Source organism: Providencia sp. PROV150 (assembly GCF_028481025.1).
Classification (GTDB): Bacteria; Pseudomonadota; Gammaproteobacteria; order Enterobacterales; family Enterobacteriaceae; genus Providencia; species Providencia hangzhouensis.
In genome coordinates, this window is record NZ_JAMPPJ010000034.1 from 1 (window position 1) to 13,184 (window position 13,184).

Annotated in this window: 14 protein-coding genes; all 14 read right to left on the reverse strand. The window is 42.6% G+C overall.

Annotation, left to right across the window (positions count from 1 at the left end; translation table 11 throughout):
- Positions 1–192 precede the first annotated feature (192 nt).
- Positions 193–984, reverse strand: a complete 792-nt coding sequence (cpoB, locus tag PSE83_RS19425) for a cell division protein CpoB (protein ID WP_004256777.1) — start codon at positions 982–984, stop codon at positions 193–195.
- A gap of 22 nt (positions 985–1,006) precedes the next feature.
- Positions 1,007–1,504 carry a peptidoglycan-associated lipoprotein Pal gene (gene pal / locus PSE83_RS19430; protein WP_004909091.1) on the reverse strand — a complete coding sequence of 166 codons (498 nt, stop codon included), beginning with the start codon at positions 1,502–1,504 and terminating at the stop codon, positions 1,007–1,009.
- Positions 1,505–1,548: 44 nt separating this feature from the next.
- Positions 1,549–2,841, reverse strand: coding sequence for a Tol-Pal system beta propeller repeat protein TolB (gene tolB / locus PSE83_RS19435; protein WP_004256782.1), 1,293 nt, complete (start codon positions 2,839–2,841; stop codon positions 1,549–1,551).
- A 146-nt stretch (positions 2,842–2,987) separates the two neighbouring features.
- Positions 2,988–4,106 carry a cell envelope integrity protein TolA gene (tolA, locus tag PSE83_RS19440; RefSeq protein WP_004256784.1) on the reverse strand — a complete coding sequence of 373 codons (1,119 nt, stop codon included), beginning with the start codon at positions 4,104–4,106 and terminating at the stop codon, positions 2,988–2,990.
- Positions 4,107–4,157: 51 nt separating this feature from the next.
- Entirely contained in the window at positions 4,158–4,580 is a 423-nt protein-coding gene (tolR, locus tag PSE83_RS19445) for a colicin uptake protein TolR (RefSeq protein WP_004256786.1), read from the reverse strand.
- Positions 4,581–4,598: 18 nt separating this feature from the next.
- Positions 4,599–5,282, reverse strand: a complete 684-nt coding sequence (tolQ, locus tag PSE83_RS19450; protein ID WP_004256787.1) for a Tol-Pal system protein TolQ — start codon at positions 5,280–5,282, stop codon at positions 4,599–4,601.
- Positions 5,279–5,674 (reverse strand): tol-pal system-associated acyl-CoA thioesterase, encoded by a 396-nt coding sequence (gene ybgC, locus PSE83_RS19455; protein ID WP_004256789.1) that lies wholly within the window; start codon positions 5,672–5,674, stop codon positions 5,279–5,281. Before ybgC ends, tolQ begins: the two co-directional genes overlap by 4 nt.
- A 134-nt stretch (positions 5,675–5,808) precedes the next feature.
- Positions 5,809–6,096 (reverse strand): cyd operon protein YbgE, encoded by a 288-nt coding sequence (ybgE, locus tag PSE83_RS19460; protein WP_004256791.1) that lies wholly within the window; start codon positions 6,094–6,096, stop codon positions 5,809–5,811.
- 5 nt (positions 6,097–6,101) lie between these two features.
- Positions 6,102–6,215, reverse strand: coding sequence for a cytochrome bd-I oxidase subunit CydX (gene cydX / locus PSE83_RS19465; RefSeq protein ID WP_004256792.1), 114 nt, complete (start codon positions 6,213–6,215; stop codon positions 6,102–6,104).
- Positions 6,216–6,226: 11 nt separating this feature from the next.
- Positions 6,227–7,366 (reverse strand): cytochrome d ubiquinol oxidase subunit II, encoded by a 1,140-nt coding sequence (cydB, locus tag PSE83_RS19470; protein ID WP_096865175.1) that lies wholly within the window; start codon positions 7,364–7,366, stop codon positions 6,227–6,229.
- Positions 7,367–7,380: 14 nt separating this feature from the next.
- Entirely contained in the window at positions 7,381–8,949 is a 1,569-nt protein-coding gene (gene cydA, locus PSE83_RS19475; RefSeq protein ID WP_004256799.1) for a cytochrome ubiquinol oxidase subunit I, read from the reverse strand.
- A gap of 841 nt (positions 8,950–9,790) precedes the next feature.
- The gene (sucD, locus tag PSE83_RS19480) at positions 9,791–10,663 is read right to left on the reverse strand and encodes a succinate--CoA ligase subunit alpha (RefSeq protein ID WP_004256808.1); all 873 of its coding nucleotides are present in this window, start codon (positions 10,661–10,663) and stop codon (positions 9,791–9,793) included.
- Entirely contained in the window at positions 10,663–11,829 is a 1,167-nt protein-coding gene (gene sucC, locus PSE83_RS19485; RefSeq protein WP_004256812.1) for an ADP-forming succinate--CoA ligase subunit beta, read from the reverse strand. The genes sucD and sucC overlap by 1 nt, the downstream gene beginning before the upstream one ends.
- Positions 11,830–11,961: 132 nt before the next feature.
- Positions 11,962–13,173: a 2-oxoglutarate dehydrogenase complex dihydrolipoyllysine-residue succinyltransferase gene (gene odhB / locus PSE83_RS19490; protein ID WP_004256815.1), complete on the reverse strand. Its 1,212-nt coding sequence runs from the start codon at positions 13,171–13,173 to the stop codon at positions 11,962–11,964.
- Positions 13,174–13,184 lie beyond the last annotated feature (11 nt).

The following is a 13,184-nucleotide window of genomic DNA, read 5'->3' on the forward strand; positions in this document are numbered from 1 at the left end:
AAAACAATATTTCCAACTAAATTTCTTTTTGTATCTCGAGATTTTTGGCTAACCACATTCTCGTCTCAACGGCGGCCTATATTACTGATTTCTGACGAGGGTGCAATGATTTTTTTTAAAAAAAAGTTTAAATGCGCACTTATCATACTGATAACCCCGAAATATTCGGTAATATTGCTTCGGGGCTATAAATTAAAGTGTACTCAGCTTTTTTTCGGCTAATTTTGAACCAGCACTGTTTGGATATTGTTTCAATACCTGTTGGTAAACAGCTTTCGCTTTATCTTTTTGTCCCTTATCTTGCATGATCAGCCCAACTTTATATAAGGCTTCGCTGCTTTTTTGGGATTTAGGATACTGCTTAACTACAGTGGCGAAATAAAAAGCAGCATCGTCTTTGCTACCTTTATTGTAGTTTAACTGCCCCAGCCAATAGTTGGCGTTAGATTGATACCCAGACTTAGGGTAGGCTTTAATAAAACCTTGTAATGCACCTATTGCTTGGTCAATTTGAGCTTTGGATTTGCTTTCCATCGCTAATTTGACTGCAGCATTGTAATCATCTTTCTCATTTCCACCTGTATTGGCCGCTGCCGTAGGTGTCGCTGAGGAAGATGATCCATTTGATGCGCTAGTGTCAGGTGTTGCTGTATCGCCTGAGGTTGCTGAATTACCACCGCCCGCATTGTCTAATTGCATGTATAAATCTTTCTGACGCTCAATGACTTGATTCAATTTGTATTCACTTTCTTGAATCTGACCACGTAACATGTCGATGTCGCGTTGATTGTCAGCGAGTTGCTGTTGAATTTGATACAGAATTTGACCTTGAGAGCTAACTGCTGTCTCAAGTTGGGTAAGGCGGTCTGCTGTTGAACCAGATCCGACATTGTTGATTGGCGCTTGGGCAATAGCGGCCCAAGGGGCCGCTACGCCAACCAATAACGACAGACCGACTAGTAAGTGTCTGAAGTTACTGTTCATAATAGATAATTTCGCTTATCTATTAGTATGCAATGACTGCACGACGGTTTTTCGCGTAGTCTGCTTCAGTGTGACCTAACACAGCTGGTTTTTCTTTACCGTAAGAAACCAGTGAAACTTGGTCACCAGAAACACCTTTGCTTTGCAGGTACATTTTAACTGCATTAGCACGACGCTCGCCCAGCGCGATGTTATATTCTGGAGTACCACGCTCATCCGCATGACCTTCAACAACAACACGTACAGATGGGTTGCTACGCAGGAATGCTGCGTGTGCATCTAACATTTCAGCGTATTCTGGAGATACGTTGTATTTGTCAAAGCCAAAGTAAACAGTGTTGTTTTGTTGCAGCTGTTCCATTTGCTGACGTGCCAGCTCTTCCGCAGACAGACCAGTATTAGTTTGGTTAGTAGAAGTATCTACGCCATCTTGGTCATTGTTTTTGTTAGAGCTACAAGCTGCGACTGCCATGATTGGTAACGCGATCATCAGCCCTTTAAGCACTTTATTCAGTTGCATCGTTTTGATCCTTAATATTTTTTGCCACACATTATTATTATGCATCACAGATACGGCGACCAGGCAGGAAATTTAACCTGTCCATCGGTAGCCGGAAGACGCGCTTTGAAACGCCCGTCGGTCGAAACTAGCTGCAATATAGTCCCCAAGCCTTGAGAGGAGCTATAAATTACCATAGTGCCGTTAGGTGCGATACTCGGCGTTTCATCTAGGAACGTTTTCGTTAAAAATTCAACGTTATTCGTTGCCAGATCTTGTTTGGCGACATGTTGCTGACCGCCACCGGAGCTGACCATCACTAAGAAAGTACCATCCGGGCTAACATCAGCGTCCTGATTTTGTGTTCCTTCCCAGGACACACGCTCAGGGCTGCCACCATTAATATTCATTTTATAAATCTGCGGACGTCCTGCCTGATCTGAAGTATAGACTAAAGTTTGGCTATCTGGCATCCAACTTGGCTCGGTATTGTTACTACGGCCATCGGTTACCTGACGAATTTGCCCACTCGCTAAGTCCATTACATATAAATTCAAGCTGCCTGTTTTAGACAATGCAAATGCCAGTTTAGTACCATCCGGAGAGAATGCAGGTGCCCCATTGTGACGAGGGAATGATGCTACCTGACGAACCGCTCCTGTCGATAAGGTTTGAATGACAAGTGCTGAACTGCCGCTTTCAAATGTAACATAAGCCAGTTTTTCACCATCTGGTGACCATGCTGGCGACATCAAAGGTTCTGGTGAACGGTGAACCGTAAACTGGTTAAAACCGTCGTAATCAGAAACACGTAATTCATATGGATACTGACCGCCTTTGTTGACAACAATATAAGCAATACGTGTACGGAATGCACCACGAATACCTGTCAATTTTTCAAAGACTTCATCACTTGCAGTATGCGCTGCATAACGTAACCATTCTTTTGTTACTTTATATTGGTTCTGAGATAAAACAGCACCTGGATTAGCCGCGACATCGACTAACTGATAGCTAACAACAAAGCTACCATCTGCTGCAGGCTGTACTTGCCCCACAACAACTGCGTTAATACCTAACGCTGTCCACGCTTCAGGAATCACTTCAGAAGCGGTACCTGGTTGTTGAGGCATACGGCTTGGTTCGATAGGGTTAAATTTCCCGCTATTGCGTAAATCAGCACCGACTATTTGGCCGACTTCTTGTGGTGGTGCACCAGCACCTGACCATTTAAACGGAACAACACCAATAGGTTGAGCTGAGTTAACGCCTTCAGTGATCTCAATACGTATTTCAGCCTGAGCCACTGTCGCCCATAGCATTAGGAACCCTAAAACTACTTTAAAAGCCTGCTTCATTCTTATCTCCCTTACTGCGGATTATTTACTACCGCAATAATTCGCTGAATTTTAACAAAGGTATAATAACAAAACTAGATACCACACAAACTATTTATGCTATTGCCTTAATAATATCAATACAGACTGCTCTGAGTTATTGAATATTAAGGTTTAAACACAACCGTGCTACCTGCTTTATTAAACGTATCATAGACTTCTCTGCTAGGTGGTTTAGGCATCGTTGCAAGTTTTGCTGCTCGGATTGCTGCATCACAGAGTGCCGCGTCATTGGCCGGGCTATTTTTTGGTGTAATACTCACCAATAACCCATCTGGCGCGAGCTTCAATTGAAGTTCACAAGTACGCCCACGGAAAGTATCTGAATCATAAAACTTACTTTGGATAGCCGCTTTGACTTTACCAGCATAGCTGTCCACATCAGCATTGGATGCCCCTGATTTTTTACCGCCACCTTTTCCAGCTGCAGCTTCGCCACCTTGCTTGCTAGGGCCTGATGCCGTTAAATCACCAAGCAAATCGTCAACGGAAGCCGCATTTTTTGCAGCCTCAGCCTTAGCTTTTGCCGCTTTGGCTTTCGCTTCTTTATCTGCTTTTTCTTTGGCTTCCTTATCGGCTTTAGCTTTAGCTTCTTTCTCAGCTTTTACTTTAGCGTCCTTTTCTGCTTTTTCCTTGGCTTCTTTTTCGGCTTTCTCTTTAGCTTCTTTTTCAGCTTTGGCTTTCGCCGCTTCTGCTTCTTTCTGAGCTTGTGCCTCAGCTTTTGCCTTTTCAGCGGCTTGCTCTTTAATTAATTTTTCTTTTTCTGCTTTCGCTTTCGCGGCAGCTTCTTCAGCTATTTTTTGCTCTTCCTTCGCTTTTTTAGCCGCTTCTAACGCTTTTTTCTGTTGTTCTTCGGCTTGCTTTTGTTGCTCTGCCGTTGCACGCTCAGTTTTAATACGCTCTTCTTCAAGCTGCTGAAGACGCTTTTGTTCCTTTTCTTGCTGCTCTCTAAGCTCAGCCTCTTGCTTTTGTTCTTGCTCTTTACGCTCTTTCGCCGCTTGTCTGACGTTATTTTGCTGCCTTTGCATTTCTTCATATTGCTCAACAACCACGCCAGGGTCAACCATCACCGCATCGATGACAGTTCCCTCTTCCCCGCCACCACCAAGTTTGACGACGGAAACTAAAGAGCCTATAACAATCAAGCCGATCAATAGGACGTGCAATACAATTGACATCACTAATGATCGATTTAAGTTATCTTTTTTCTCTTTTGTCTTTCCCACTCTGGTATCCAAAAAAAGAATTGTGACTTATTCAAACGACAATAACCCAGCCTAAATAGGCTGAGTCATCAAGCCAACCGATTTTATCCCTGCGCTGTGTAATATATTCAGCGCCTTAATCACTTCTTCATAAGGGACTTCTTTTGCTCCACCAATCAAGAAAATCGCTTTTGGATTTTTCTCTAATTGAGATTTTGCTTCTGCCGCAATTTGCTCTGGTGGTAACAATTCTAAAACCTCACCATCAAGACGCATATTATATTGGCCAACCCCCGACACTTCTAAAATAATCGGTGGGTTATCACTTGATGAGACGGTTTGTGTATCTGTTGCATCCGGCAATTCAACTTCCACACTTTGAGAAATAATCGGTGCTGTTGCCATAAATATCAGCAACAGTACCAACAATACGTCCAGTAATGGAACAATGTTGATTTCGGATTTCAGCTCACGTCTGCGACTTGTGCGCGCCATTCGCTTATCTCCCCCGTCTTATTTCTTATCAGCAGAGAAAGCTTGACGATGCAAGATGGCTAAAAACTCTTCCATAAAGTTATCGTAGTTTTGCTCTAATTTGCTGACACGTAAGTTCAAACGGTTAAATGCCATAACTGCAGGGATCGCTGCAAACAAACCAATTGCGGTTGCAATCAATGCTTCAGCAATACCCGGTGCAACCATTTGTAATGTTGCTTGTTTTACCGCGCCCAATGCAATAAATGCATGCATAATCCCCCAAACGGTACCAAATAAACCAATATAAGGGCTAATTGAGCCAACAGTACCTAAAAATGGGATATGCGCTTCAACTGATTCAAGTTCACGATTCATTGAGATACGCATTGCACGAGAAGCCCCCGTGACTACCGCATCTGGCGCATGAATATTCGCTTGGTGTAAACGAACGAACTCTTTAAAACCAGAATGGAAAATTTGTTCGGCACCACTCAATTCATCACGGCGAGCTTGGCTTTCTTTATATAAGCGCGATAACTCGATACCTGACCAGAACTTATCTTCAAATGCTTCAGCCTCACGAGTTGCCGCATTTAAAATTTTCGTTCTTTGAATAATGATCGCCCATGATGCGATAGAAAAACCGATCAAAACGAACATAATGAGCTGAACCAAAAGGCTCGCTTTAAGGAATAAATCCAGGATATTCATGTCAGTCACTGTTTAAACTCCGCGACAATAGACTTAGGAAGCGCAATCGGCTTCATTTTTGATGTGTCCACACAAGCAATAAGGGCATTTGCCCCACAAAGCAGGTTACCTTGCGAATCAACTAACCTTTGCTGAAAAGTTAATGACGCGCGTTTCATTTCAATAATTTGCGTTTCAACTTCCAGCAGGTCATCTAGCTTAGCGCCTTTGACAAAATCAATTGTCATGCTTCGCACAACGAAGCCAAGGTTTTCAGCAAGCATACTTTGTTGATTGATACCTTTATTTCGCAGCATTTCGGTTCTTGCTCGCTCAAAAAAGGCTAAATAGCGTGCATGATAAACAACACCGCCCGCATCTGTATCTTCATAATACACGCGAACAGGCCAGCGAAATAACATAACAATCACTCCGTCTTAGGTTAAATTAATTAACGGTGCCACTATACGCAAGACAGTGCCAGTTTGGAATCACTTTGAAAGTAAAGATATCAAAAATAATTATGGGTCCATTGACCCATAATTAGCAATTAGAATTATCTAAAGACCTGAAAAAGTCCCCAAATAAGAATGATGGCAGCTGGCAATGGATGGAAAATTGCACGGAAGATAACTTTTTTAGGTTTAAAACCCACACCAAAAATCATCGCGGTACATGTTGCCCATATTAACAACAGCCCTTGCCATATCTGAAATGAACTCGTTTTCGCAGCAAATAGGGTTGGATCCCACATGACTGCACCTGCAGTTACTAAAGCTAAAATAAGGATAAGGGCCCTTATCGGCCCCTTATCCAATAGCTGATAGGTTTTATCCACCAGCATTTTTATTACTCACCATCTTTAGCTGTTTTAGAGTCTTCTGAGTGCTCTAATGCTAATGCTGCAATCACTGCAAAACTACAAGCTAACAGCGTGCCGAGGATCCAGGCGAAATACCACATAGTTATGCTCCTTAATACAGTGAGTGCTTGTTGCCTTCGATGAAGTTTTTGTCCAAACGACCGAACATTTTATAGTAACACCATGCGGTGTATGCCAGTACGATTGGAACAAAGATAATAGCAACAACAGTCATCACTTGCAGTGTAAACAAGCTAGATGTTGCATCCCACATGGTCAAACTTGCGTTTGGCATGATGCTTGAAGGCATGATGAATGGGAACATTGCTACACCACAGGTTAAAATGATACAAGCGATAGTTAATGAAGAACTCACAAACGCCCAACCATTTTTGTCTGCTTTACTAAACAGCATTGTGACTAACGGTAGTGCTACACCCAGAGCAGGCAACGCCCACAGAATTGGGTAAGTGTTGAAATTAGTCAACCAAGCACCTGATTCAACTGCGACTGTCTTGTTTAGTGGGTTAGAAACACTCAATGTATCGATAGTTGAAGTAACAACATAACCATCAATACCCATTACTAACCAAACACCTGCGCCTGCGAAAGCAACTAAAGTAACTAATGCACAGATATAAGTCGCTTTACGAACACGTAAGTACAGTTCACCCGTGGTACGCATTTGCAAATAAGTTGCACCTTGCGTCACAATCATCATTAAGCCGACAACACCCGCTAACAGACCATATGGGTTTAGCAGACCAAACAGGTTACCTGTATAAGTCAGGTACTGCTGGTTATCGATTTGTAGTGGAACACCTAATAACAGGTTACCAAACGCAACACCGATAACTAATGGTGGAACGAAACCACCAATAAACAGACCCCAGTCCCACATATTACGCCATTTTGGGTTCTCCAGTTTTGAACGGTAGTCGAAACCAACCGGACGGAAGAACAATGCTGCTAATACCAAAATCATAGCGACATAAAAGCCGGAGAATGCCGCAGCATAAACTTGTGGCCATGCAGCGAACATAGCACCACCCGCAGTGATTAACCAAACTTGGTTACCATCCCAGTGAGGTGCAACAGCGTTAATCATGATACGGCGTTCAGTATCTGTTTTACCTAAGATAGGTAATAAGAAGCCAACGCCCATGTCAAAGCCATCTGTGACAGCAAACCCAATCAGTAATACACCGATAAGGATCCACCACACAAATCGAAGAACTTCATAATCAAACATAAGTGGACTCCTATTTACTGAACGTCGTGTGCAGAAGTGTTTTTCTGTTCAAAGTGGTAACGACCGGTTTTCAGGCTACTTGGCCCTTTACGAGCGAATTTGAACATTAAGAACATTTCAGCAATTAAGAACAGTGTGTACAGACCACAGATCAATACCATAGAGAAGATCAGGTCATGGGTTGTCAAGTTGGAGTGTGCAACCGAAACCGGTAACACTTCACCAATTGCCCATGGCTGACGACCATATTCAGCAACGAACCAACCCGATTCAATTGCAATCCATGGTAATGGAATACCGAGTAGTGCAATACGCAGCAATAGTTTATTTTGACCAATACGGTTACGAACTACTGACAGGAATGCCCAGCCAATAATCAACAGTAACAGGAAGCCAACACCAACCATGATACGGAATGCCCAGAACAGAGGCCCAACGTTAGGAATACTATCTTTCACTGCTTTTTGGATTTGAGCTTCAGTTGCATCAACAACATTTGGTGCATATTGTTTTAACAGAAGACCATATCCAAGATCTTTTTTGCTTGCTTCGAATGCCGCACGCAGTTCAGGATCTTTATTACCTGCAAGAAGTTCTTGTAACTGACCGTATGCAATCATACCGTTACGAATGCGAACTTCGTGTTGTTTCATTAGGTCTTTCAAGCCTAAAACAGGTGTGTCGACAGAACGGGTTGCAATGATACCCATCGCCCAAGGAATCGAGATAGCAAATTTATTTTCTTGTTTCTCGGTATCTGGCCAAGCGATTAAGTTAAACGCGGCTGGAGGAGCATGAGTTTCCCACTCAGCTTCAACGGCTGCAAGTTTCGTTTTTTGTACGTCACCCATTTCGTAACCTGATTCATCACCAAGAACGATAACAGATAGAACCGCTGCAATACCAAAACTTGCCGCAATTGCAAAAGAACGCTTAGCAAAAGCAACATCACGACCTTTAAGCAGGTAGTAAGAGCTAATACCTAAGATAAACATTGCACCGGTACAATAACCTGCAGCAACTGTGTGGACGAATTTAACTTGTGCGACTGGGTTCAAGACTAGCTCAGAGAAGCTAACCATTTCCATACGCATGGTTTCAAAGTTGAAATCAGCAGCGATTGGGTTTTGCATCCAACCGTTCGCGACCAAAATCCACAGAGCAGAGAAGTTAGAACCTAAAGCAACTAACCATGTTACAGCAAGGTGTTGTTTTTTGCTTAAACGATCCCAACCAAAGAAGAATAAACCAACAAAGGTAGATTCTAAGAAGAACGCCATCAAACCTTCGATTGCAAGAGGTGCACCGAAGATATCTCCAACGTAGTGAGCGTAGTAAGACCAGTTAGTACCGAATTGGAACTCCATGGTCAAACCCGTTGCAACACCCAGAGCAAAGTTAATACCAAATAACTTACCCCAGAACTTAGTCATATCTTTATAAATTTGTTTGCCTGACAGTACATATACCGTTTCCATGATCGCAAGCAAAAACGCCATACCTAGCGTTAATGGTACGAACAGGAAGTGATACATCGCAGTTAAGGCAAACTGTAATCGTGACAGTTCGACAATATCAAACATCTTGACTCCTTGCTCCTAGCAGGAAGACACCGACTTGCGGCAACCCAGCTTCCAGTTTTAAATACTTAGAAAGCCTCTTAACTACCAGCAAAAAATGCCTCAAAACAACAAATAATTAACAAAATTAAAAGAACAAACGTTACTATAATAATAGTACGCCTATCTTCACACACAATAAACTTCTTTTACGTGACTCAGATTTGAATTCTGAATTTACATCAATAATTATACCCTTTAATAGAAAACCGAGTATTTGATCGAGCACCAATTTAAGCAATTTGAACAAATAAAGCCAGAGGCAATGAATTGATTTACGTCAATTTTTTTCCTGTTGTTAATTGATATACCTGTCAGTCAATTAATGGTTATTTACTTGTTAAAATGCTGTTATTGATAATGATACAAATGTTCTTAATTTTTCCAAAGATTAACAAAAAATATAATCATTGAATTAAAGCCTCGAAAAAAGAATATTTAATTTGTAATAGTATCTTATTTTAAACTTATTATGAATTTTATTAATATAGCCGTTTTTATCAACTAAACGGTTATATTGGTTTAATTGAATTGCCGTCAATATTATAAAATTGACATGCCGCAATTTTGCTATTTTTTGCACAAAATGCGATTAGCGCCTCCCCTACTCGTCTAATTGCCCCTCATTATCAATTTTCCTTCATATAAGCCTGTAATACGCATTTTTAAGTATAGACACTCTTTTCAGAAAACCGCATAACCACATAAAATTTGTTTGAAATGTTTTTGTAAACCATAAAAAAACCCGCGCTCACATGAGCACGGGCTTTCGTCTCTTACTCTTACTAGTTGCCTAGCGAATCACTTATTTGTTCAGTAATGATTTTACTGCATCACCGATGTCTGCAAGGCTACGAACGGTTTTCACACCAGCCGCTTCTAATGCAGCAAATTTCTCATCAGCTGTGCCTTTACCGCCAGCGATGATTGCACCTGCGTGCCCCATACGTTTGCCTTTTGGCGCAGTTACACCTGCGATGTAACCGACAACAGGTTTAGTGACGTGCTCTTTAATATAAGCCGCCGCTTCTTCTTCTGCGTTACCACCGATTTCACCGATCATGACGATAGCTTCAGTTTGCGGATCCGCTTGGAATAATTTCAGGATATCAATGAAGTTTGAACCTGGGATTGGGTCACCACCAATACCTACGCAAGTCGATTGACCTAAGCCTGCATCTGTTGTTTGTTTAACAGCTTCATAAGTCAACGTACCTGAACGCGAAACGATACCGACTTTACCTGGCATATGGATATGACCAGGTTGGATACCAATCTTACATTCACCCGGAGTGATAACACCTGGGCAGTTAGGCCCAATCATACGAACGCCTGCTTCGTCTAATTTCACTTTCACTGTCAGCATATCCAACGTTGGGATACCTTCAGTGATGGTGATGATCAGTTTAATGCCTGCATCGATAGCTTCTAAAATAGAATCTTTACAAAATGGTGCTGGAACATAGATAACAGAGGCTGTTGCCCCCGTTGCTTCTACAGCTTCACGAACAGTGTTAAACACAGGTAGACCTAAGTGAACAGTGCCACCTTTACCTGGAGTCACACCACCGACCATTTGCGTGCCATAAGCAATCGCTTGTTCTGAGTGGAATGTACCTTGACCACCAGTGAAACCTTGGCAAATTACTTTAGTGTTTTTATCGATTAAAATAGACATTATTTAGCCTCCGCTGCTGCTACTGCTTTCTTAGCTGCATCTGTCAGGCTATTTGCAGCGATGATGTTCAAGCCGCTATCTGCCAGTTTTTTAGCACCTAACTCTGCATTGTTACCTTCTAAACGCACAACTACCGGTACATTTACGCCAACTTCTTCAACTGCACCAATGATGCCGTCTGCAATCAGGTCGCAACGAACGATACCACCAAAGATGTTAACAAAAACCGCTTTCACGTTTTCATCAGAAAGAATGATTTTAAATGCTTCAGTTACACGCTCTTTTGTCGCGCCGCCGCCAACATCTAAGAAGTTAGCTGGTGCGCCGCCGTGTAATTTAACGATGTCCATCGTACCCATTGCAAGGCCTGCACCGTTAACCATACAACCGATGTTGCCGTCTAATGCAACATAGTTCAGTTCCCACTGAGCTGCTTGTGCTTCACGCGCATCTTCTTGTGATTCATCACGCAGTTCACGGATTTCAGGTTGGCGATATAACGCGTTGCTATCGATACCTAATTTACCATCTAAGCAAACTAAATCACCCGCAGTGCTGATAACCAGTGGGTTGATTTCAGCTAATGCTAAATCACGTTCTAGGAATAATGTTGCTAGACCCATGAAAATTTTTGCAAATTGGCTAACTTGTTTGCCAGTTAGACCTAATTTGAATGCTAACTCACGACCTTGGAAAGGCATTGGGCCAGTCAATGGGTCGATAATCGCTTTGTGAATTAACTCTGGGGTCTCTTCTGCGACTTTCTCAATTTCCACGCCACCTTCGGTAGAAGCCATGAACACAACGCGGCGAGTGCTACGGTCAACAACAGCACCTAAATAGAGTTCTTTATCAATGTCAGTCGCAGTTTCAACTAAAATTTGGTTTACTGGTTGGCCATTAGCATCTGTTTGATAGGTAACTAAGTTTTTACCTAACCAGTGTTCTGCAAACGCTTTAACTTCATTGATATCGCTAGTGACTTTCACGCCACCCGCTTTACCACGTCCACCAGCGTGAACTTGGCATTTAATTACCCATGGGCCGTTACCAATTTTTTTAGCTGCATCGACGGTTTCAGCAACTGATGAACAGGCATAACCTGTCGGTGCAGGCATCCCATAACGTGCAAACAACTGTTTTGCCTGGTACTCGTGTAAATTCATGATGTTCTATCCATAATTGAGTCTGAAGAGGCGTTTATTCGCCTCCTGCAATTGTTACTGATTTAGCAACCCGCGAACGGGTTGCATCGGTTACTTCAGACCGGGCAAGTTGTACCCTGCCCTGTTATGTTGCTATACGTCCAGCAGTAAACGAGTTGGGTCTTCCAGCATATCTTTGATAGCGACTAAGAAGCCAACTGACTCACTACCATCGATTAAACGGTGGTCGTAAGACAGTGCTAAATACATCATAGGAAGAATTTCTACCTTACCATTTACAGCCATAGGGCGGTCTTTAATCGCATGCATGCCTAAAATCGCGCTCTGTGGTGGGTTAATGATAGGTGTAGACATCAGAGAACCGAATACGCCACCGTTAGTGATAGTGAAGTTACCACCACTTAAGTCTTCGACAGTTAATTTACCGTCACGACCTTTGACAGCCAGTTCTTTAATTTTCTTCTCGATATCAGCCATGCTCATTGCATCGACATCACGCAGCACTGGCGTTACCAGACCACGTGGTGTTGATACAGCAATACTGATATCGAAATAGTTATGGTAAACCACATCATCGCCATCAATAGAAGCATTCACTTCTGGGTAGCGTTTCAGTGCTTCAACCGCAGCTTTAACATAGAAAGACATAAAGCCTAAACGGACACCATGACGTTTTTCGAATACTTCGCCATATTGTTTACGTAAGTCTTTGATTGGTTGCATGTTGACTTCGTTAAACGTCGTCAGCATTGCAGTCGTATTTTTCGCTTCTAACAGGCGCTCTGCGATACGTTTACGTAAACGAGTCATTGGAACACGTTTTTCACTACGGTGCGCTAATGGCGCTTGTGGCGCTTCTGGTGCTTTCGCCGCAGGTGTCGCAGATTTATTTGCCGCTAAATGTTTTTCAACATCTTCACGAGTTAAACGACCGCCAACGCCAGTCCCTTTGATATCCGCAGGGTTTAAATCGTGCTCTGCAATTAAACGACGAATAGCTGGTGTCAGCGCATCGTTGCTTTCTGTTTCTAAACTTGCAGTTTGACGTTGTGCAGGTGTTGACTCTTGTGCTTCTTTCACTTCAGCTGGAATGCCAGTGCTATCGCCTAAACGAATGCGACCCAGTAACTGCTTAGACAATACTGTTGCACCTTCATCTTCAACGATAGCTTCTAATACACCCGCTTCGCTTGCAGGAACTTCTAAAACGACTTTATCTGTTTCGATCTCAACCAGTACTTCATCACGCTGAACACTGTCACCTGGTTTTTTATGCCATGTGGCAACCGTAGCATCTGCAACGGACTCAGGAAGATCGGGAACAAGAATTTCTACGCTACTCATTTTCTATCCTT

What these genes read in the sequence shown, in the direction of transcription:
- cpoB (WP_004256777.1), bottom strand. Translation starts at nt 984, where the DNA reads ATGAACAGTAACTTCAGACACTTACTAGTCGGTCTGTCGTTATTGGTT.
- pal (WP_004909091.1), bottom strand. Translation starts at nt 1,504, where the DNA reads ATGCAACTGAATAAAGTGCTTAAAGGGCTGATGATCGCGTTACCAATC.
- tolB (WP_004256782.1), bottom strand. Translation starts at nt 2,841, where the DNA reads ATGAAGCAGGCTTTTAAAGTAGTTTTAGGGTTCCTAATGCTATGGGCG.
- tolR (WP_004256786.1), bottom strand. Translation starts at nt 4,580, where the DNA reads ATGGCGCGCACAAGTCGCAGACGTGAGCTGAAATCCGAAATCAACATT.
- ybgC (WP_004256789.1), bottom strand. Translation starts at nt 5,674, where the DNA reads ATGTTATTTCGCTGGCCTGTTCGCGTGTATTATGAAGATACAGATGCG.
- ybgE (WP_004256791.1), bottom strand. Translation starts at nt 6,096, where the DNA reads ATGCTGGTGGATAAAACCTATCAGCTATTGGATAAGGGGCCGATAAGG.
- cydX (WP_004256792.1), bottom strand. Translation starts at nt 6,215, where the DNA reads ATGTGGTATTTCGCCTGGATCCTCGGCACGCTGTTAGCTTGTAGTTTT.
- cydB (WP_096865175.1), bottom strand. Translation starts at nt 7,366, where the DNA reads ATGTTTGATTATGAAGTTCTTCGATTTGTGTGGTGGATCCTTATCGGT.
- cydA (WP_004256799.1), bottom strand. Translation starts at nt 8,949, where the DNA reads ATGTTTGATATTGTCGAACTGTCACGATTACAGTTTGCCTTAACTGCG.
- sucD (WP_004256808.1), bottom strand. Translation starts at nt 10,663, where the DNA reads ATGTCTATTTTAATCGATAAAAACACTAAAGTAATTTGCCAAGGTTTC.
- sucC (WP_004256812.1), bottom strand. Translation starts at nt 11,829, where the DNA reads ATGAATTTACACGAGTACCAGGCAAAACAGTTGTTTGCACGTTATGGG.
- odhB (WP_004256815.1), bottom strand. Translation starts at nt 13,173, where the DNA reads ATGAGTAGCGTAGAAATTCTTGTTCCCGATCTTCCTGAGTCCGTTGCA.